Source organism: Leeuwenhoekiella sp. H156 (genome assembly GCF_052218455.1).
GTDB classification, from domain to species: domain Bacteria; phylum Bacteroidota; class Bacteroidia; order Flavobacteriales; family Flavobacteriaceae; genus Leeuwenhoekiella; species Leeuwenhoekiella parthenopeia.
In genome coordinates this window covers 3,502,991-3,523,719 of the sequence record NZ_CP197499.1, presented here as the reverse complement: position 1 = coordinate 3,523,719, position 20,729 = coordinate 3,502,991, and the positions used below count along the sequence as shown (strand labels likewise).

Here is a 20,729-nt window from a genome sequence, read left to right as displayed (position 1 = left end):
CACTCAGCCAACGCTTTGGTAATTCAGAATGCTGAGTGCTGAGTTCAGAGTTATTTCGTATTTCGTATTTCTAATTTCGTATTTATCAGGCTGTTCTATGTTCTTAAATTTTGAACCTATCAGATGTGATTTCTCAGTCGCTTGGGCTCCTTCGAAATGACTGCTAACTGCAAACTGTGACTGCCTACTGTTTTCGTATTTCTGATTTCTGATTTTCGGGACCCTGAGTGATGCGACAAAGGAGCATCGTATCGAAGGGTCAACTTCTTACCTGCAACCAGAAATAACAATAGCAATAGCAAATAATAATAATAATCACAAATACAACCCCGCCGCACTGCTCAGCTTCCGCTTGATATTCCGTCTTAAAAGTTTCGGTTTTAATACCTCCAGGCTATCCCCAAATCCCAAAAGCAAACGCTCCAGTTCAAAGTTGTGGTGTACCTGCATACTAAAGCTCACACTGCCATCGGCATGGCGTTCCAGAAGTTGCTGCGAACTGTGGAAGGGTTTGGTTTCCACATAGGGTGCGTTATACCGGTCTACCTTAAATTTCACTTCCTGAGGCCGGCCCTCAATGACCGTCACCCCAATGGTATGCGCATAATGCGTATCGGCATCATAGCCTATAGGTATATAGTCGGTTTTAAAATCGTAATCAATACCCAAAATCCGGTCTAGGGCAAAGGTCAGCACCCGATCGCTTTCGGTCTTTCGCCCTATTAAAAACCAGCGGTTGTTGTACTCCTTCAGCAAATGCGGATGAAAAATAAATTCAGAAGGATATTGCGCCTTAAACGACTGGTACATCACCTTCAGCACCACTTCTTTCAGAATGGCCTGATAGAGTTCGTCAAGCCATTGCAGTCCTTTAAGGTCGGTATTCTTATCCAGGTGAATAATGGCCTGCTTGTGGTTTTTTTCGGTATAGATCTTATCCTCCAGCTTGTTGAGAATCCCTTTAAATTCCGCAAACAACGAAAAATCCTGAAACTGCTTCAGCATATTCATCGTTTCTGAAAGTACGTTCATATCGGTTTCCGTCAGCGGAATATCGGTAATCGTATAATTGGGATCGCTATACCGGTAGTACTTGCGTTCATAAACTTCAATCGGGGCACTATACCCCAGCTTATCGCTGCGCATCACCTGCAGGTCGAGTTGCACCGTGCGCTTGCTCACATTCACATCCCGGCCTTCAAACTCGTAAAGCGCATCGCTACAGGCTTCCATCAGATCTTGAAGCGTCCAGTTGCGATAGGGATTCTGCAGGCATTTATCGATGGTTTTGTATCTGATCAGAGCGTTTTTGGTAATGGCCATAGGCGAAATTTTCAGGAAAAATAGATTAATTAATTGACTACGCAAAAAGGTTGCGTAGTAGTGCGTGCATATTTGTAGGGTAAAACAACGAACCCTGTCTTTGGAATCACGGTTCAGGTAGTGCCCCGCCAAACGAGGAGTTGGCGGGGCTTAATAAAGGCCCTAAGAGCCATTTAAAAAGGTTCAACCAAAATGGGTTTTACAATTTTGAACCGGAACTCAAACTCAAGCACCGGGTTGGTGCCAAAAAAATGAATACAATGGAAAACTTTACACACATTAGCGGTCACGATCTAAAAGCCATGGGATACCCTCCTGCAAAATGGTACCGTCGTGCGCTCGAACACATCAACAACAACCGACTTTCTAAAGCAGAGCTGGAAGCCTACCTGGAGCAATTTAAACTTCCCGATCCTGTAGGGCTGTTCGACCAGCCGGTTGCGTATAGCTTAAACATCGCTGCCGAGAATGAACTGGAAGTAGATAATGTGGCTAAAGTAAAAGCGACTATGGATGCGGTGATGCGCACCCCTACCGTCCTTGATGGTGCGGTAATGCCAGACGCCTGCCCCGCAGGTCCCGAAGGGACCATTCCCGTAGGTGGTGTGGTGGCTACTCATAACGCCATCCACCCCGGAATGCACAGTGCAGACATTTGCTGCTCGGTGATGTTGACCGACTTTGGAACGGCAAATCCTAAAGCCGTGCTCGATGCAGCGTACGCCAGCACCCACTTTGGGCCCGGAGGCAGACCCCGCGGACAGCAGTTTCAACTTCCCGAAGCTTTGCTGGAGGCTTTTAAAACCAACGAGTTTCTGTTTGACGAAAAGTCCATCTCTGTAGCCCGGGAGCATCTGGGTACTCAGGGTGACGGCAACCACTTCCTGTTTGTGGGTACTTCTGCAGCCACCGGTAACACCATGATGATCACCCATCACGGTTCCCGCGGACCCGGAGCGCGTTTGTACACCAAAGGGATGACGATTGCAGAACGCTTTAGACAACTGCTTTCGCCCGAAACCCTGAAGCAAAACGCCTGGATTCCCTTCGATACCGAAGAAGGTCAGGATTACTGGGAAGCCCTGCAAATCATCAGGGAATGGACCAAACTCAACCATACGCTTATTCATGAGGGCGTAGCCGAAAAGTTGGGCGCAGGCGTCGAAAACCGGTTTTGGAACGAGCATAACTTTGTCTTTAAAGACGGAAACACCTTTTACCATGCTAAAGGGGCGACCCCGCTCGACAGCAAATTTATGCCCGATATTACGGGGCCTCGTTTGATTCCTTTGAATATGGCCGAGCCCGTGCTGATTGTAGCAGGCGATACCACCGAAAGTAACCTGGGCTTTGCCCCTCACGGTGCCGGACGTAACATGAGCCGCAGCCAGCACAAGCGTAACCTGGCCGAGCAGGCCGATGAAGCGATCTTTAAAACAGAAACGGCCGGTCTCGACATCCGGTTTTTCTCAAACGAGATTGATATTTCCGAACTGCCCAGCGCTTACAAACCGGCTGCCACGGTACGTGGGCAAATGCAGGAATACAACCTGGGCACCGTACTCGACGAGGTACTGCCCTACGGCTGCATCATGGCCGGCGACTGGCAAAAAAACGCGCCCTGGCGTAAGAAGAGACGCAGAAACAGACGTCAGAATTTTTAACGCTGTACTTCTTAAAACGCCTTCTCAATTATAGGAGAAGGCGTTTTGTGTTTATAACTACTCAGAATGCGATGCAAATCCACTACCGTATAGACGTACTAGTCGAGACCTGTATTTTTAGTTAATTCATTTTAGAAAATTTTAAGATTTAAAGGAAAAACGTATTTTACGCAGATTAATTCCTGCTTATCAGGTGTATGAAACAAAAACTACTCTTCCTATTATTATACTGCTCTCTTGCAGGTATTGCCCAGCAAAACCCCGATGCCGGGTTAAAAAAAGCAGATAAGGGCTTTATCAAAAACTACGGGCAGGTGGTTGATCAGAACGGAGTGTCTAATGACCGGGTACGCTATCTGCTTAATACCAGGGGGCTGAATGTACAGTTACGAAGCACCGGTTTTTCCTATGATGTGTATGAGCGAAAAACACTACCCGCATCATTCAATTGGTTAAAACATACTGAAAAATTATTCAAGCCTAAAAATCGGTTTGAGCATCATGACAGTATACAAACAAGTCTTTCGTTTCATCGGGTGGACATTGATTTTTTAAATACTAGTACAGATTTAAAAATTGAGGAGTACGAGCGGGGCAGTGCCTACTACAACTATTACAACGTACCTAATTGTCAGGAAGGAATAACCCACGTACCCTTTTATCAACGTATCGTTTATAAAAATCTCTATAAGGGTATTGATCTGGAATTTATAATCCCGGAAGATCAGGGCAAACCGGTTGAATACAATTTTAAAGTACAGCCTGGAAGCAATCTTGCCGATATCAAAATGCGGGTTGCAGGCGCTCCCGTAGTCCTAAAAAACAACAGGCTTGAGCTCAGCCTAGCTCAGGGGATCTTACAGGAAACCATTCCCAAAAGCTGGATTCAGGAAAATAAGGCGGAAGAGGAAGTTCAGGTAAATTACACCCAACTGGCTGCAAACACCTTTGGTTTTGAAGTTGCACATCCATTTAATTACAAAAAGCCTTTAATAATCGATCCTACACCGGTAAGGGAATGGGGAACGTATTTTGGGGGTGACTATATTGATGGAAGTGACTTTGCGGAAATGTCACATGATGAAAATGGTAACACAGTATATGCAGGCAATACAACTAGCGATAATATGGCTACATCAGGAAGTCACCAAACTTTTCACTTTTGGCCAACTATTGGAAGTGTATGGAATACAGGTCTAATGATGAAATTTGATAAAGACGGTGACTTAAAATGGTGTACCTACTATGGGGGTATGCTTGTAAGCTATTTCCATTCAATTAAATATGATAACAAAAATAACATAATCGCTGTTGGTGAAACATATAGTGATACAAACATCACTACTATAAATGCCCACCAGGAGTTTAAAGAAGGTAATGGAGCGGATGGTTTTATTGTAAAATTAAATAATGCCGGTGTTCGTTTATGGGCAACGTATTACGGAGGTGTTCAAAACGATAGGATATTTGCTGTAACTGTAGATAATGACAATAATATTTATGCTACAGGTGTAACTAATAGCCAGGAAAATATTGCCTCACCAGACACCTTTAAACCAACAATTAGCAAAACAGCTTATGGTAATTCAACAGATGCTTTTATCGTCAAATTTAATCCTGACGGTAATAGAATTTGGGGTACTTATTATGGAGGTAATAGTTTAGACATATTTCATAATATTGAGATTAGTAGCGATCAAAATCTTTATTTGGTAGGTTATTCTAATAGTTCCGAAGGCATTGCCACATCCGGTACTTTTAAAAATACATTATCCGAAAGTCCATATGATGATGCTATTTTGGTCAAGTTTACACTTAACGGAGAAAGATTATGGGGAACTTATTTTGGCGATAAATATGATGATCACGCGTTTGACGTAGCTATAGATAATTTAGGCGATGTAGTAATTTCCGGAGGTACAGGAAATTTAACGGGTATTGCCTTCAATGCACTTCATCAATCAACTATGGTTGGAGATTACGATAACTTTCTTGCAAAATTTAACAATTCTGGCAACTTGATATGGAGTACCTATTATGGAGGAGATGAACGAGAAACTAATGTAAATTGTTCGGTAGCTATTGATAGCTACAATAATATTTACCTAGCAAGTAGAACTTCCAGTAAAAATAATATCAGTACTCCTGGGAGCTATCAGGAAACAGGTGATGATTTTGTAGCCTACTTCGCAAAATTAGATCAGTTTGGTAATCGTTTATGGGGAACCTATTATGGTGATTTTGGTTCTTATGCTAGTGATATAGATGTATTTGATGATATTATCTACGTTTTTGGAAGTGCAGACTACTCAACCTCCATGGCTTCAGAAAATGCGTACCAAACGCAAGCATTAGGAGCTGACTATTTTATTGGAAAGTTTTCTAATTGTAAATCTGAAATCACAGTCAACGGAACTTCAAACCTCTGTCCTGGTGAGGATATTATCTTAACAGCTTCTGGAGGAACCTCATATAGGTGGAGTGGCCCTGATGGTTTTGTTAGTACACTTCAAAACCCGGTGATTACCGAAGCCACACAAGAACAATCAGGTACTTACTTAGTTTTTGTAACCAATGATACAGGTTGCGAAGATTCCCGTAGCTTTCAGGTAAATGTAACTCCGCCTCCCATGGCCAACAACCTCCCCGATCTCGTCGGTTGCGACGATAACAACGACGGCATTTCCGAATACTTTGACACCTCACAAATCGAAACCCTGGTGCTCAACGGGCAAACTGGAATGCAAGTAAGCTATTACGATGCTTCGGGTAACCCACTGGCAAGTCCGCTGCCCAATCCCTACACCAATACAAATCCAAATACTGAAACTTTAACCCTTCGGGTAAGTAACATACAGTCGGGTTGCTATGCCGAGACTTCATTAAACCTCATTACCTCCGCCCAACCCCAAATAAACCAACCCGCTACCCGCTTTGCCTGTGATGCCGGGAATGGCTATTCCAGCTTTGACCTCACCAATCTCGAACAGGAAGTCACAGGTTCTCAAGCCGGACTCACAGTGACCTACACCGATGAAACCGGAGCGGAATTAACCAGGCCACTAACGGCTGCATTTCAAAATACCACGGCCTGGTCCCAGCGTATCACTATTCGGGTTGAAAATGCAACCAATGCGCTTTGCTTTAGCGAGACCTATCTGGATTTGGAAGTCAACCCGCTCCCTCAGGTCAGCATAGACAATACCTTTGTCATCTGCGATAGCGAACCGGGATTGCAACTTTCCCGCCCGGAAACTTTCGATTCCTGGGAATGGGAAGACCCTACAGGTACTATCATTTCAACCACAGCTGAAGTTTACCTGACTCAGGAAGGCAGCTACAGGCTTACGATTGGCGAAATCCAAAACGGCATCATGTGCACCAATACCTATGCCTTTGCTCTGGAGCGCTCTGCACCACCCACCATTACCAAAGTTGATTTTTCTGACTGGTCAGACAACAATTTTATAGAAGTGACCGCTACCGGCGATGGGGAGTTTGAATACAGTCTGGATGGCAGCAACTGGCAGGACTCCAACCGCTTTGACTTTATCAAAGGCGGCGTTTACGAGGCGCGTGTTCGGGATAAGGCCGGGTGTGGCTTTGCCAGTGAAGAAGTCATCCTGGTAGATTATATGAAGGTATTTACCCCAAATGGCGATGGCTTTAATGACTATTGGCAAATTGAAGGTGTGGCAGGCTTCCCCGAAGCCAAAATCTACATTTTTGACCGCTACGGCAAACTGCTCAAAGAGCTCAGTCCTCAGGAAACCGGCTGGGATGGCAGCTTTGCAGACCGCAATCTACCTGCAGACGATTACTGGTTTCACGTTGACCTGGGTGATGGCCGCGTTTATAAAAATCACTTTACGCTAAAACGCTGATGTAATTCAGAATTAGGAATGTGGAATGCAGAGTTCTTTGTTCTTTGTTCTTTGTTCTTTGTTCTCGGTTCTTTGTTCTCGGTTCTTTGTTCTCTGTTCTCTGTTCTCTGTTCTCTGTTCTCTGTTCTTAAATTATGACCCTTGAATTTTCAACTTTGAATTTTGAACGCTCGAGTCATTTCGACCGCAGGGAGAAATCGCACCAGCCGGGTGCAAATACAAAAACGAAAGTGGAAATACGAAATCAGTAATACAAACTAACCTTGAATTTTCAACTTTGAATTTTGAATGCTCGAGTCATTTCGACCGCAGGGAGCAATCGCATCAGCCGGGTGCAAATACAAAATACGAAAGTGGAAATACGAAATCAGTAGTACAAATTAACCTTGAATTTTCAACTTTGAATTTTGAAAGCTCGTGTCATTTCGACCGCAGGGAGAAATCGCATCAGCCGGGTGATAAATACGAAAGTAGAAATACGAAAAAATCACAATAGGATGCGACCTCTCCCACCGTCGAGGTGACGAAAGCGGTCATTTCCACCGCAGGGAGAAATCACAGCAGCCGAGCTCTGCAAATACAAAATACCAACGTAGATATACGAAATCAGAAATACGATAAGTAGTACCTGTTAAGCTCCCTTCTCTCCCGATAGCTATCGGGATGGAGAAGGATTGGGTATGAGGCCAAAAAAAACCGCCCGGGACATCACATCCGGGCGGTTCAGGTTTATTGACTTCTATTTTTAGGGGTGAAAAGTCAACAACCTCCTCAACACTAATCAAATTTTAGTTCCAGCCACCGCCTAGTGCCTGATACAACTGTACATAGGCATTAAGCTGGGCGACTTTGGTCTCAACCAAATCAAAATTGGATTCTAAAGCATCGCGCTGGGTCATCAATACTTCCATATAATCTGCACGGGCAGAGCCAAAAAGCTGCCCCGCGATATCCACCGAGCGGTTAAGCGCTTCTACCTCTTGCGTCTTTAAATCATAACTTTTCTCCAGATTGGAAACTTTTGCCAGCTGATTGGCCACTTCGATATACGCATTCAACACGGTTTGCTCATACTCATAAACCGCCTGAACCTGCTTCGCATTGGCTCCTATATAGGCAGCTTTAATCTCATTCCGGTTGATCAACGGAGCGGTGAGTTCGCCTGCTATCGAGTATAACAGCGACTCGGGCGAATTCAATAAAAATTGAGGTTTAAAAGCTTCAAAACCCACTCCTGCCGAAATCCCCAGAGAAGGATAAAACCGAGCCTTGGCAACCTTAACATCGAGTTTAGCCGCTTGTAAAGCGAGTTCGGCCTGTTTTACATCGGTTCGGTTTTCAAGCAATTGGGCAGGAATACCGGCGTTTAGCATCGCGGGCCTGATGTCCATAAATGAAACCGCAGTCCGCTCCACAGGTTGTGGAAAACGGCCTACCAGAAAATTGATTCGGTTTTCCGTTTCGGTAATTTTTTGCTGAATTTCATACTGCAGACTGCGTGTGGAAAGCACTTCAGCTTCAAACTTACTTACGGCCAGTCCGGTCGCTTTAGCCGCTTCCTTCTGAAGTTTTACAATTCGAAAGGCGTTACCCTGAATTTCAATGTTTCGGTTTACGATTGCCAGCTGATTATCCAACGCCAGCAGCTCGTAGTACGACTGTGCGATCTCACCTACCAGCTGGGTAACCATAAAGTTTCGACCTTCAACACTGGACAGGTAATTGAGTACCGCCGCTTTTTTTGCATTGCGTAACTTACCCCAGATATCCAATTCCCAGGTCGCCTGAAGACCAAATTTATAATTAGGCAAGGGCTCCGGAAATTCAACACCTTCTTTGATCTCAGTATTGGCATCATTAGCTCCCTGACTGGTGTAGCGACCCACTTTTTCAGTTTCGGCGGCTGCGCCAAAACCTACAAAAGGCAGGTATTCCCCTTTCCGGACCCGAATTTCAGACTTCGAAATCGCGATTTCCTGAAGCATCATATTCAGTTCCTGATTGTGTACCAAAGCAGAATCAATCAGCTTCGCCAAATACGGATCGGTAAAGTACGCCTTCCAGTTTATAAGCGCAGTATTGGTCGTATCGCGCTGCATTTTCCCGGCGTATTGCTTCGGAAGCGCGCTCAGATCAACGTCTTTTTCTATCAGTCCCGGTGCTTTACAGCTTGAAAAAGCTAAAATTAAAAGCAGGATGGGAACGTATAGGGATTTATAACGATTACTTATCATAATTATCATCTTCAGATTTTGTGAATGTGTCTATTTCGTGAACGAAACCTTCGGTAAGCGAATGATCTTCTTCATCTCTGATGAGTTTTCGCCCGTCGGCAAGAGAAGCAAAAATGAAATACAAACCGGGAACGATAATCACCCCGAAAATAGTTCCAAACAGCATCCCTCCCAAAGCCGAAGCCCCGATGGTATGGTTACCTATCGCTCCGGCTCCACTTGCTAAAATAAGCGGGATCAACCCGGCGATAAAGGCAAACGAAGTCATCAAAATAGGTCTGAAACGCACCCGGGCTCCTTCTATAGCTGCTTCCATTATGGAGGCCCCTTCCGAACGTTTCAGCACAGCAAATTCCACGATAAGCACCGCGTTTTTACCCAGCAGACCCACCAGCATGATAAGACCGATTTGTGCATAAATATCATTTTCGAGTCCCATCAATTTCAGCAAAAAGAACGAACCAAAAACTCCCACAGGCAACGAGAATACTACCGCCATCGGGATGATAAAACTCTCGTATTGTGCTGCCAGTACAAAGTACACAAACACCAGTACGATGAGGAATATGAACACCGACTCATTACCGCGGCCGGCCTCGTCATAAGACAAACCTTCCCAGGCGATGTCATAACCTCTTGGTAAACTGGTAGCGGCTACTTCTTTGATCGCGTCAATCGCATCTGCGGTAGAATAACCTTTTGCAGGCAAACCTCTGATTGCGGCAGAATTGTACATATTGTACCGGGTAACCTCGTTGGGTCCCTGGGTCTTTTTCAGCTTCATAAACGCCGAATACGGAACCATCTCGCCCTCATCATTTTTCACATACATATTGAGTACATCGCTGGGCAATCTTCGATACTGGGGGTCAGATTGCACATAAACCTTAAAGAAGCGGTTAAACTTGATGAAACCCTGCTCGTAAGTACTACCAATCATGATATCCAGATTCTCCATCGCCTTACCAATGGTCACCCCTTTTTGCATGGCCAGATCGTTGTCTACCTCGAGTTCATACTGGGGATAGTTGGCTGCGAAAAAGGTAAACAGACCGGTCAATTCGGGACGGGCTTTTAAATCGTCAAGAAACTTTTGGTTTATTTTGTCAAAATCCTGATAATCGGTCTCTGTGTTTTTATCTAAAAGACGTAAGGAGAAACCACCTGATGAACCAAAACCGGGAATCGCAGGGGGTTCAAAAAACTCGATTACCGCACCCAGACCTTTTGATTTTTCTTCGAGCTCTTCCATGATTTCTTTCACGTCGTGATCCCGATCATGCCAGGGTTTGAGGTTGATCAAACAGGTACCGGCGTTAGAACCGCGACCTTCGGTCATAATCTCATAACCCGCAAGGGATGAAACCGACTCTACGCCCTCAATCTCCTCACAGATTTTCTGAAGCTCCTGAGAAACCTTGTTGGTTCGCTCTAAAGTCGCACCGGGAGGCGTCTGAATAATTGCGTAAATGGTACCCTGATCTTCACTGGGGATAAAGCCCGAAGGCAATACCTGACTCTGCCAGTAAATTCCCGCACAAAAGACCAGAAGTACCGCAAAGGTGAGCCATCTCAGGCTTACAATTCGGTGGAGTAAAGCCACATACTTTCCGGTGAGCTTGTCAAACACATGGTTGAACTTGTCAAGCGAACGGGTGAGTATATTCTGTTTATGCGGTTTGGCATGGTGGTTTTTAAGCAACATCGCACACAATACCGGCGTAAGCGTCAACGCGATCAATGCCGAAATAACAATCGAACTCGCCATCGTGATCGAGAACTGCCTGTAGAAAGTCCCCACAGGGCCAGACATAAACGAAATGGGCAAGAATACCGAAACCATCACCCCGGTAATTGCGATAATCGCACCGGTGATTTCGCCCAAAACCCGCTTCACCGCCTGATAGGGCGTAATCGTTGGGTACTGCTCAAACTTGGCGTGCACCGCCTCTACCACCACAATCGCATCATCTACCACAATACCGATGGCGAGTACCAAAGCAAACAGCGTCACCAGGTTAATTGAGAGTCCAAAAAACTGAATCACAAAGAAGGCTCCGATAAGCGATACCGGCACTGCGATGATCGGGATCAGTGTAGAGCGCCAATCGCCCAAAAATATAAATACCACCAGGGCAACCAGAATAAACGCGTCACGCAGGGTATCTACCACCTGCTCTATCGAAGAATCGAGGAATTTGGATACGTCATAACTGATGCTGTATTCCATTCCGGGAGGGAAATCGGCTTCCAGTTCCTTCAGTTTTTCCTTTACCTCTTCAATAACTTCACTCGCGTTACTGCCGTAGTTTTGTTTCAATACAATCGCTGCGGAAGGATGCCCGTCCTGATTGGAATAAATATCGAAGAATTCGCTACCCAACGCAACGGTACCTACATCTTTTAAACGAATACTTTCGCCTTCGGCATTAGCTCTTAAAATGATATTCTCGTATTCTTCGGGCTCGTTGAAACGCCCTTTATAGGTCAATACATATTCTAAAGACTGGGCTTCAATACCCGAACTCTGTCCCAAACGACCGGGACGACCTACCACGCTCTGTTCCTGCATGGCTTCCATTACATCTTCCACCGAAATATTATAAGCCCGCATACGATCGGGGTTTAACCAAACCCGCATCGCATAACGACGGCTACCTAAAATCTGTGAACGCGCGATCCCTTTAAGACGGTTGATCTCCGGGATCATCTTTACATCAGCATAGTTGTAGAGAAATTTTTCATCCATACTCTTGTCTTTGGAGTACAGGTTTACGTACATCAACATACTGGGCTGAATGGGCGTAATGATCACCCCTTCGCGCTGCACCAGTTCGGGCAGCAGCGGCATAACCTGGTCAACCCGGGTTTTCACACGAACCACCGCATCGTTGGGGTCAACGCCGGGTTCAAAAATGATACGCAGGGTGGCTTCACCGGCACTGGTCGCATCGGTAGCCATATAGCGCATATCCTGCACCCCGTTGATCGCATTTTCGAGGGTGATAAGTGTTGATTTTACCAGTACATCTGCACTCGCACCGGGATAGGCGATAAAGATGTTTACTGTGGTAGGGGCAATCTGCGGAAACTGCGAAATAGGCAGTTGTTTTATAGATAACGCACCTACAAAGACAATCATAATCGAGATTACGATCGCAAATACAGGTCGTTTTATGAATTTACTAAACATGTTTTGTGTTTTTGGGGTGAGATTACTCGGCGTACAGCTCTAAATCGGTTAGTACCGATTTGGGATCTTTTACCTCAAATGCTATCTGCTCATTTTCACGAACCAGTCTTAGACCTTCAAGCAGGATTTTATCCTTTGGAGCAAGACCGGAAGCAATAGCGTACAGGTGCGGCATTTCATTTGCGATCTGCACTTCCCGTGATTTCACGATGCCTTCATCGGTTATTACAAAAACATATTTTTTATCAAGTACCTCAAAGGTTGATTTCTGCGGAATGATCAACGCATCCTTCAGTGGGATGGTTACGTGCACATTACCGGTTTCCCCGTGTCTCAGCAGACCATCCGGATTTGGGAACGTCGCCCTAAACGGAATGTTTCCGGTTTCGTTATTGAAATCGGCTTCAATGGTCTCAACAATACCGGGATATTTGAAATAGGCATTGTTTGCCATCAAAAGTTTTACCTCGGGCTTATCGGTAGACTTCAAGTTGCTCTGATAATCCAGATATTCGGCTTCGGGAACATTATAATAGACCCACATAATGTTATTATCTGAAAGACTGGTGAGCAACTCGCCTTCATCTACAAGACTTCCCAGTCGTACGTGAAAGCGGTCTACGATACCGTCAAAGGGTGCTCTGATCTGCGTGAACTCGAGATGTACCTGGGACAGGGACAATTCGGCATTAGCCTTTTGCAGTTTGGCTTTGGCCATTGCCAGTTCGTTTGGCGCAACAATATTGCTGTCTGCAAGCTTTTTGGTGTTTTCATATTCAATCTCTGCGAAACGCGCTTCGGCTTTTGCTTTTTGCATTTCGGCTTCATACAATTTGGGCATAATTTGAAACAGCAACTGCCCTTTTTTAACGGCCTGACCTTCATCTACAAATATTTTCTGAAGGTAACCGCGCTCCTGAGCACGCAGTTCAATGTGGCGGCTTGATTGTATTTGGGCCACGTAGTCTTTGGTGACTACCGTATCCAGTTTAATGGGGTTGGTGACTAAAAAAGTGGTTTTTTCTTCTTCTTTGTGGTGTTCAGATTTGCAGCTTACGTGCAACAAAAGCGCACCCAGGCCTAGCATCATGAGAATTTTTTTCATGAGATTTTTAGTTTTACGATAAATGATTTGATGTGAGGTGCTCTTCCGGGATGGAAAAGACACAGAATTCCCTGCCTGGTCTGCTATAGTGTGAGGTAAACCAGTTACAGGAAATGCGTTTAGCCCGCGAGCGCGAGCTTAAGTTTTAAATCAAAGTCTGAATACCTGAAAAAGGATATACGGCTTGACGGCACCGGCAAGATTTGCACGGGCCCGTGTTGGAGTAAAGGGAAGGTTTAGGTGAAAATTACAAACCCCTTCCAGTTGAGAACCGGTAATGACCGGTTGGGTAAATCGTACCTGTTTGGATCGGGAAACTTTTTCTGAATCTTCCTCGATCTCAAACTCGGCAACTTTGTATTCGGTATGTTCTTTATGATTGGGGTTGTAATGAAAACCGGCATCACTGGCATATTCCTGAACCTTCTCTTCAAATGTACAGGATGTATCTGATGCCTGCTGAGGTGTAAGAGCCCATCCGGAAAGATTTAAAATCCCGGCCAGAAGTAAACTGAAAATAGAAAGGGCTACCTTCATAATATCTTGAAAAGATGCAGCAAATGTATGGGAAGGAATAATCTCCTACAATGAACAGACTAAAAAAGTTTATCGATTTAGTTGGCTGAGTAGCATTTTTATTAAAGAAACAAAATACACCGTTTCAAATTGACAAAAGCACAAAATAAAACAGGCCTTTTCGATAATAAAAAGGCCTGTTAAAGAATTTATTGAAATATCTGTGACAGCGACTTCCGCTTATTTGATATTCAAAGCGGTTGAAACCTTCCGCATTTTAGCCCTGATTTCATCGAAACCGGGGTTGTGAATGCTGCCCAGGTGCGTATGCTTTTTACCCGGCTCTGGCTTATAGGTACCGGCCTGCACCTGTCCTCCTATTTCCTGATAGGCTTCGCGAAACGACTTGCCTTCAACCACCAGGTCATTAATACTGTCTACGGTAAACAGGTATTTGTACTTCTCGTCATTTAAGTCAATCTCTTTAACCTGCACCTGACTGATGGCATAATCAAAGATTTCGAGAATGTCTTTCATAGACTCCACCGCATTGATGGTGTTTTCTTTGAGCAACTGATAATCGCGATGGTAACCGCTGGGCAGGTTGTTGGTAATCAAAATCATTTCGGTACTCAAAGCCTGAATTTTATTGCACTTACCGCGTATCAATTCAAACACATCGGGATTTTTCTTGTGCGGCATAATGCTGCTGCCGGTAGTTAACTGCTCGGGGAAGCTTACAAAGCCAAAATTCTGGCTCATATACAGGCATACATCCATCGCAAAGCGCGAAAGCGTGTTGGCCAGGCTTCCTAAGGTAGAAGCCAGCGTACGCTCGCTTTTACCACGTGCCATCTGCGCGGCTACCACATTGTATTTCATCGTGGCAAAGCCTAATTCTTTGGTGGTCATCTCGCGGTCTATGGGGAACGAACTCCCGTATCCCGCCGCAGAACCCAGGGGATTTTGATCTACAATATCCTGCGTGGCATTGATGAGGATGGTATCGTCGATAAGCAATTCGGCATAAGCGCTAAACCAAAGTCCGAAACTGCTGGGCATCGCCACCTGCAGATGTGTATACCCCGGAAGCAATTTATCTTTGTGTGTTTCGCCCAAATGCATGAGTGTTTCAAAAAGCGAAACCGTACGCGCCTTGATTTGCTGCAACTGCTCTTTATAATACAATTGCAATGCCACCAGCACCTGATCGTTACGCGAGCGTGCCGTATGTACTTTTTTCCCGGTTTCGCCCAGAATAAGCGTTAATTCGGCTTCCAGCTTCGAGTGAATATCCTCGTATTCCGGTTCGATAAAGAAATCGGGGTTTTGCGTATGTGCCTCCAGAATATCGAGCTGGGGCAACAAATCTTTAAGCTCCTGATCAGTCAGAATGCCAATTTTATTCAGCATTTTCACGTGTGCACGTGATGCCTGAACATCGTATTTCGCAATATGCGCATCGATTTCCCGGTCATTACCTACCGTAAAACGGATGATCTTATCGTCTATGTTTGCTCCTTTATCCCAAAGTTTCATAATCTAATTTTTACATTCCCGTGAAGGCGGGAATCTTGTCCTCCCCTGACCCCGAGCCCCCTAACCCCCAAAGGGGAGACGAAAGCACCAAGAATTAAATTTAATATTCAATCGCCAGCGATTGAACCTGTGTTAGTATTTTTCTTTTCCCGCTAGTCATTCCCCCTTCGGGGGCTAGGGGCTTTACAGAATGCTTTTCAGCAAATCTATATAAATCTGAATGCCTTCTTCGATCTCCGCGACGTAAATAAATTCGTTTGCGCTGTGCGAACGCGTGCTGTCGCCAGGCCCGAGTTTGAGTGACGGACAGCTCAAAACCGCCTGATCGCTCAAAGTTGGCGAACCGTACGTACTTCTACCCAATGCAATACCGGCTTTTACGAGTTCGTGATCTTTTGGTATGGAAGAAGAATTCAACCGCAGACTACGTGGTACAATCGAATCGCAAGGCGCTTCAGCCTGCAGCAAATCGGCTATTTCCTGATTGCTATATTGATCGTTAACCCGAACATCAATAACCAGTTCCACATCTGCCGGAACTGCGTTGTGCTGTTTTCCGGCTTTGATCTGCGTCACGGTCATTTTTACCGCTCCCAGGGCTTCCGAGACTTTCTCGAAAGTATACTCTTTAAACCACTGCAATACGGAGATGCAATTGTAAATCGCATTGTTTTCGTTGGGATGCGCGGCGTGTGACGGAGTACCCAGCACTTTCGCATCAAATACCACCAGACCTTTTTCGGCGATAGCCAGATTCATCAAAGTAGGTTCGCCCACAATCGCCACATCAACAGGAGGAATCACCTTAAGCATACTGTTGAGCCCGTTAGGCCCGCTGCTTTCTTCCTCGCCACTAGCAACGATAATCAGATTGTATTTTGGGTTTTCCTGCGCGTAGAAATACGTAAACGTTGCGATTAGCGATACCAAACATCCTCCTGCATCATTGCTTCCTAGCCCATACAACTTGCCGTCTTCTACATCCGGACTGTAGGGATTTCGGGTATAGCCGTTATTGGGTTGCACGGTATCGTGATGGCTGTTAAGCAGTAAAGTCGTTTTACCTTCCGTAAAATGCTTGTTGGTCGCCCATATATTGTTTGCCTGGCGTTTAAAGGGTATGTCGTGCGCTTTAAACCAGTTTTCAATAAGTGCAGCCGTGCCTTCTTCTTCTGAAGAAAAAGACTGCGTTGAAATCAGGTTTTTTAATAATTCTATCGCCTCTTGCGTAAGTCTTTCTATGCTCATTACAGTCGTAAGGTTGTAAAATTAGTAGTTGTATGGTGCAGCATCTCAGGCTTGCCCAGTTGCACTTTGTAAACGCCGCCTTTTAGGGCGTAAAAGCAGTTTTCCAGTTTGGGCAGCATGCCGTCTGCGATAATACCGTCTTTTAGCAAATCGGCATATTTCTTTGTATCTATATCTTTGACAACCGAGTTTTCGTCCTGAATATCCAGTAAAACACCTGCTTTTTCGAAGCAATAATTGAGCGTTACCTCATAATATTCAGACAGCCCGATTGCGAGTTCACAGGCAATGGTATCGGCATTGGTATTGAGCAGCTGTCCTTTACCGTCGTGCGTGATGGCACAGAAAACCGGGGTAATCCCTATTTGGGTGAGCTCATGGATTAGTTTGGCATTTACACCTACAACATCCCCTACAAAGCCAAAATCTACCTCTTTAACCGGCCGCTTAACCGAAAGAATTGTATTTCCATCAGCTCCCGAAAATCCAATCGCATTGCAATCCCGTGCCTGCAGGCCGGCTACGATGCTTTTATTGACTTTACCGCCGTAAACCATGGTGATGACCTCAACCGTCTCGGCATCGGTGATGCGACGCCCGTTAATCATCTTTACCGGGATCTCGAGACGCTCTGCCAGTTGAGTAGCCAGCTTTCCACCGCCGTGAACCAGAATTTTAGGTTCGGGCAAAGCCGAAAACGCATCCAGAAAATCCTGTAAATCTTCTTCTTTCTCGATGATGTTTCCACCTACTTTGACGACGTTAAGCCCCCTAGCCCCCGAAGGGGGTACTGATTTAGTTTTCATAACTAGTGGCTTTTAACTCCCCCTTTGGGGGTTGGGGGGCTAAATTTTCCAATATCCTTTTCAGCACCACCTGTGCCGAAAACGTACGGTTGTTGGCTTGCTCAATAACCACCGACTGGTCGCCATCCAAAACCTCATCAGCCACAATGACATTGCGACGCACCGGCAGGCAATGCATAAATTGCGCAGTTCCCAATTTTTCGGAAGTGATCATCCAGTCCGAATGGGTTTCCGGGGTGGCGACAACTTTTCCGTATTCTTTATAATTACTCCAGTTTTTTACGTAAACGAAATCGGCATCCTTGAGCGCTTCATCCTGATCGTAAACCACTTTAGAATTCTTAACCACATCAGCACTCAACTCATAGCCTTTGGGATGTGTGATGGTAAAATCCACGTCCATCTTCTGCATCATCCCGATAAACGAATTGGCCACCGCGTGCGGCAAGGCCTTGGGATGTGGCGCCCAGCTGAGGACCACTTTAGGTTTGGATTGCTGCGAAAGTTCGGTTATCGTAATCGCATCGGCCAGCGCCTGAAGCGGATGCGCCGTGGCACTTTCCATATTGACAACAGGCACCGAAGCATATTTTTCAAAACTTGAAATCACATACTCGCTTTCGTCCTTGGCCTTATCGGTAAGGGTTGGAAAGGCGCGCACTGCGATCACATCTCCATATTGAGAGATGACCTGTGCGGCTTCTTTAATGTGCTCGGAGGTGTCTGCGTTCATCACCGTACCATCTTCAAACTCGAGCTTCCAGGCATCGCTGTTAAAGTTCATCACCGTAACATCCATCCCAAGATTGCAGGCGGCTTTTTCTGTACTGAGACGCGTGCGCAAACTGGAATTGAAAAACAACATTACTAAGCGTTTGCGTTTTCCTAAATGCTCAAAAGCATATGGGTTTTTCTTGATTTCGCGGGCTTCCGCGATTAATTCTTTTAGATCGGTAATGTCGTCTAATCCGGTGTATTTTTTCATTTGTTGATTCCTGTCAGGTTTATAATGTGCAGCCGAAATCTCTGCTTCTCCCCACCCCTAACCCCTCCCCAAATGGGGAGGGAATTCGGGTAGTGTATTAATTAAAATCTCTTGTTTTACAATTTATCCAATTCTATTTTTAACGCTTCAAAAAACTGATCGATTTGTTCGTTTTGAAGCGTCAATGGCGGTAGAATACGAATCAGGTTTTTGTTTTTAGCGCTTCCGGTAAAAATATGCTGATCGTAAATCAGTTTTTTGCGGATGGCAGCCGTATCAAAATCAAATTCCAGACCCAGCATCAGGCCGCGGCCTTTTACGTTTTTTATCTGCGGAATATCTAAGGTTTTGGCCTTAAAATGATCGGAAACACGCAGGGCATTAGCCATCAGATTTTCTTCTTCCAATACTTCAAGCACGGTTAAAGCTGCGGCACAGGCCAGGTGATTTCCGCCAAAAGTGGTACCCAGCATTCCATATTCAGCCTTTATGGATGGGTGAATCAAAATCCCTCCTACCGGAAAGCCGTTACCCATACCTTTGGCCATTGAGATCAGCTCCGGCTCTACGTTGTACTCCTGAAAAGCAAAGAACTTTCCGGTACGGCCAAAACCGGCCTGTACTTCATCTGCAATAAGGCAGGTTCCGGTTTGTTTACACAGTTTGTCAACACCTTCGTAGAATTCAGCCGTGCTGATATCCAGACCGCCTACACCCTGAATAAATTCCACAATCACCGCACACACATCTTCCTTAGCCAAAACCGCTGCCAAAGCATCCAGATCTCCAAGAGGTAAAAATTCGACCTCCTGCTGCGCGTTTATAGGCGCTACAATTTTAGGATTATCGGTGGCTGCAACTGCTGCTGAAGTTCTTCCGTGAAAGCTGTTGTTAAAGGCCACTACTTTTTTTCTTCCCGTAACGAAAGAGGCCATTTTCAGGGCATTCTCGTTTGCTTCTGCCCCACTACTGCACATAAACAACTGATAGCCGGGTGTATTGGCCTGAGCGGGTAGTTTTTCGCCCAAAGCCTCCTGCAAGGGGTTGTGCACCGCGTTGCTGTAAAAACCGATATCGTGAAGTTGCTTGGTAAGATTCTCCACATATTTGGGATGCCCATGACCGATGGAAATCACCGCGTGACCCCCGTACAAATCCAGATATTTAGTGGGTGTGGCATCGTAAACCCAAACATCCTGAGCCTTAACCGGAGTTACATCGTATAACGGGTAAACATCAAATAAACTCATTATTTCTGGTCGGTTTTAATCACGTTAATTTTATTGAATGAGGCCACCATTCCCTGAATGAGTGATGAACTGAGGCCTTTATGTTCCATCTCGTTAAGTCCTTCTATCGTACAGCCTTTTGGAGTGGTTACACGGTCTATTTCTTCTTCCGGGTGATTTCCCGATTCGATAAGCAATTTTGAAGCACCGTTACAGGTATGCATCGCCAGTTCCTGAGCTTCGTGCGCATCAAAGCCTAATTGAATCGCAGCCTGTGTCGTTGCGCGTATAAGGCGCATCCAGAAAGCAATTCCGCTTGCGCAAACCACAGTCGCTGCCTGCATTTGATTTTCGGGAATGATCAGACTATTTCCCAAACGATTAAAAATGGCTTCAGCCACCTTAATGCGTTTCATTCCCTTTTCATTACTGGCCAGGCAGGTCATCGAGGCTCCAACAGCAATCGCGGTATTCGGCATTGCTCTAATGATAAACTGATCGGTACCCACAATGGCTTCAATCTGCGAAATTGCGTAGCCGGTGATGGTCGAAATCAGCACGTGCTTATCGGTAAGTTCGTCTTTGATATCGTGAAGAATCTTTGCCAATTGTGCCGGTTGCACTGCAAAAATGAGAATGTCTGATTTCTGCACCGCCTCCAGGTTATCTGAAGTCACAAAAACATTCTTATACTCGGCATACGACTCAATCGTAGCCGGATTACGCCGGGTCATATACAGCGTGGTAATCGCGTTATTGGTGATTAAACCTTTGGCTATTGCCAAACCCAGGTTACCGGTTCCTATAATTGCTATTTTCATAATCCTCACCCCCAGCCCCTCTCTCCCGAAGCTTCGGGAGAGAGGGGAGTTGGATTTATTTTTAAAATTCTATTTTCATTTCCGTGAAGACGGAAATCTTTCAATCCTCATCCCCAACCCTTCTCCCAAAGGAGAAGGGAGTTTGGTTCATTTCTTATTTCAAAATTCTTATATCTCTGTTT

The 20,729-nt window shown here is 45.3% G+C and carries 13 protein-coding genes; 2 read left to right on the top strand and 11 right to left on the bottom strand.

Annotated features, from left to right (window positions below; translation table 11 throughout):
- Nucleotides 1-315 precede the first annotated feature (315 nt).
- A complete protein-coding gene (locus ACSSS3_RS14895; protein WP_442845294.1) occupies nucleotides 316-1,323 on the bottom strand; it encodes a helix-turn-helix transcriptional regulator in 1,008 nt (335 codons plus the stop codon).
- Between the two features lie 260 nt (nucleotides 1,324-1,583).
- On the opposite strand from ACSSS3_RS14895, the gene ACSSS3_RS14890 reads away from it, so the two are divergent.
- Together ACSSS3_RS14890 and ACSSS3_RS14885 are read left to right on the top strand one after the other, a co-directional pair.
- Nucleotides 1,584-2,987, top strand: a complete 1,404-nt coding sequence (locus ACSSS3_RS14890; protein WP_442845293.1) for an RtcB family protein — start codon at nucleotides 1,584-1,586, stop codon at nucleotides 2,985-2,987.
- 197 nt (nucleotides 2,988-3,184) lie between these two features.
- On the top strand, nucleotides 3,185-6,871 hold the full coding sequence (locus ACSSS3_RS14885; protein WP_442845292.1) for a DUF7948 domain-containing protein: 3,687 nt from the start codon (nucleotides 3,185-3,187) through the stop codon (nucleotides 6,869-6,871).
- 788 nt (nucleotides 6,872-7,659) lie between these two features.
- Here ACSSS3_RS14885 and ACSSS3_RS14880 read toward each other — a convergent pair.
- The 10 genes from ACSSS3_RS14880 to proC form a co-directional block, all read right to left on the bottom strand.
- A complete protein-coding gene (locus tag ACSSS3_RS14880; RefSeq protein ID WP_442845291.1) occupies nucleotides 7,660-9,105 on the bottom strand; it encodes a TolC family protein in 1,446 nt (481 codons plus the stop codon).
- Nucleotides 9,095-12,298, bottom strand: a complete 3,204-nt coding sequence (locus ACSSS3_RS14875; RefSeq protein WP_442845290.1) for an efflux RND transporter permease subunit — start codon at nucleotides 12,296-12,298, stop codon at nucleotides 9,095-9,097. The genes ACSSS3_RS14880 and ACSSS3_RS14875 overlap by 11 nt, the downstream gene beginning before the upstream one ends.
- A gap of 22 nt (nucleotides 12,299-12,320) precedes the next feature.
- The gene (locus ACSSS3_RS14870) at nucleotides 12,321-13,403 is read right to left on the bottom strand and encodes an efflux RND transporter periplasmic adaptor subunit (protein WP_442845289.1); all 1,083 of its coding nucleotides are present in this window, start codon (nucleotides 13,401-13,403) and stop codon (nucleotides 12,321-12,323) included.
- Nucleotides 13,404-13,553: 150 nt separating this feature from the next.
- Nucleotides 13,554-13,940, bottom strand: a complete 387-nt coding sequence (locus ACSSS3_RS14865; protein WP_442845288.1) for a hypothetical protein — start codon at nucleotides 13,938-13,940, stop codon at nucleotides 13,554-13,556.
- 219 nt (nucleotides 13,941-14,159) lie between these two features.
- Complete coding sequence (gene argH, locus ACSSS3_RS14860; protein ID WP_442845287.1) at nucleotides 14,160-15,458, bottom strand: argininosuccinate lyase; 1,299 nt, start codon at nucleotides 15,456-15,458, stop codon at nucleotides 14,160-14,162.
- Nucleotides 15,459-15,641: 183 nt separating this feature from the next.
- Entirely contained in the window at nucleotides 15,642-16,706 is a 1,065-nt protein-coding gene (locus tag ACSSS3_RS14855) for a M20 family metallo-hydrolase (protein ID WP_442845286.1), read from the bottom strand.
- On the bottom strand, nucleotides 16,706-17,512 hold the full coding sequence (argB, locus tag ACSSS3_RS14850) for an acetylglutamate kinase (RefSeq protein WP_442845285.1): 807 nt from the start codon (nucleotides 17,510-17,512) through the stop codon (nucleotides 16,706-16,708). The genes ACSSS3_RS14855 and argB overlap by 1 nt, the downstream gene beginning before the upstream one ends.
- Complete coding sequence (locus ACSSS3_RS14845) at nucleotides 17,502-18,497, bottom strand: N-acetylornithine carbamoyltransferase (RefSeq protein WP_442845284.1); 996 nt, start codon at nucleotides 18,495-18,497, stop codon at nucleotides 17,502-17,504. Before ACSSS3_RS14845 ends, argB begins: the two co-directional genes overlap by 11 nt.
- A 116-nt stretch (nucleotides 18,498-18,613) precedes the next feature.
- On the bottom strand, nucleotides 18,614-19,747 hold the full coding sequence (locus ACSSS3_RS14840; RefSeq protein ID WP_442845283.1) for an aspartate aminotransferase family protein: 1,134 nt from the start codon (nucleotides 19,745-19,747) through the stop codon (nucleotides 18,614-18,616).
- On the bottom strand, nucleotides 19,747-20,547 hold the full coding sequence (gene proC / locus ACSSS3_RS14835; RefSeq protein ID WP_228230781.1) for a pyrroline-5-carboxylate reductase: 801 nt from the start codon (nucleotides 20,545-20,547) through the stop codon (nucleotides 19,747-19,749). Before proC ends, ACSSS3_RS14840 begins: the two co-directional genes overlap by 1 nt.
- Nucleotides 20,548-20,729: the final 182 nt, after the last annotated feature.

Excerpts from the sequence above, each read along its gene's own strand:
- argB (WP_442845285.1), bottom strand. The coding sequence starts at position 17,512 with ATGAAAACTAAATCAGTACCCCCTTCGGGGGCTAGGGGGCTTAACGTC.
- ACSSS3_RS14855 (WP_442845286.1), bottom strand. The coding sequence starts at position 16,706 with ATGAGCATAGAAAGACTTACGCAAGAGGCGATAGAATTATTAAAAAAC.
- proC (WP_228230781.1), bottom strand. The coding sequence starts at position 20,547 with ATGAAAATAGCAATTATAGGAACCGGTAACCTGGGTTTGGCAATAGCC.
- ACSSS3_RS14875 (WP_442845290.1), bottom strand. The coding sequence starts at position 12,298 with ATGTTTAGTAAATTCATAAAACGACCTGTATTTGCGATCGTAATCTCG.
- ACSSS3_RS14895 (WP_442845294.1), bottom strand. The coding sequence starts at position 1,323 with ATGGCCATTACCAAAAACGCTCTGATCAGATACAAAACCATCGATAAA.
- ACSSS3_RS14870 (WP_442845289.1), bottom strand. The coding sequence starts at position 13,403 with ATGAAAAAAATTCTCATGATGCTAGGCCTGGGTGCGCTTTTGTTGCAC.
- ACSSS3_RS14840 (WP_442845283.1), bottom strand. The coding sequence starts at position 19,747 with ATGAGTTTATTTGATGTTTACCCGTTATACGATGTAACTCCGGTTAAG.
- ACSSS3_RS14890 (WP_442845293.1), top strand. The coding sequence starts at position 1,584 with ATGGAAAACTTTACACACATTAGCGGTCACGATCTAAAAGCCATGGGA.
- ACSSS3_RS14880 (WP_442845291.1), bottom strand. The coding sequence starts at position 9,105 with ATGATAAGTAATCGTTATAAATCCCTATACGTTCCCATCCTGCTTTTA.
- ACSSS3_RS14865 (WP_442845288.1), bottom strand. The coding sequence starts at position 13,940 with ATGAAGGTAGCCCTTTCTATTTTCAGTTTACTTCTGGCCGGGATTTTA.
- argH (WP_442845287.1), bottom strand. The coding sequence starts at position 15,458 with ATGAAACTTTGGGATAAAGGAGCAAACATAGACGATAAGATCATCCGT.
- ACSSS3_RS14845 (WP_442845284.1), bottom strand. The coding sequence starts at position 18,497 with ATGAAAAAATACACCGGATTAGACGACATTACCGATCTAAAAGAATTA.
- ACSSS3_RS14885 (WP_442845292.1), top strand. The coding sequence starts at position 3,185 with ATGAAACAAAAACTACTCTTCCTATTATTATACTGCTCTCTTGCAGGT.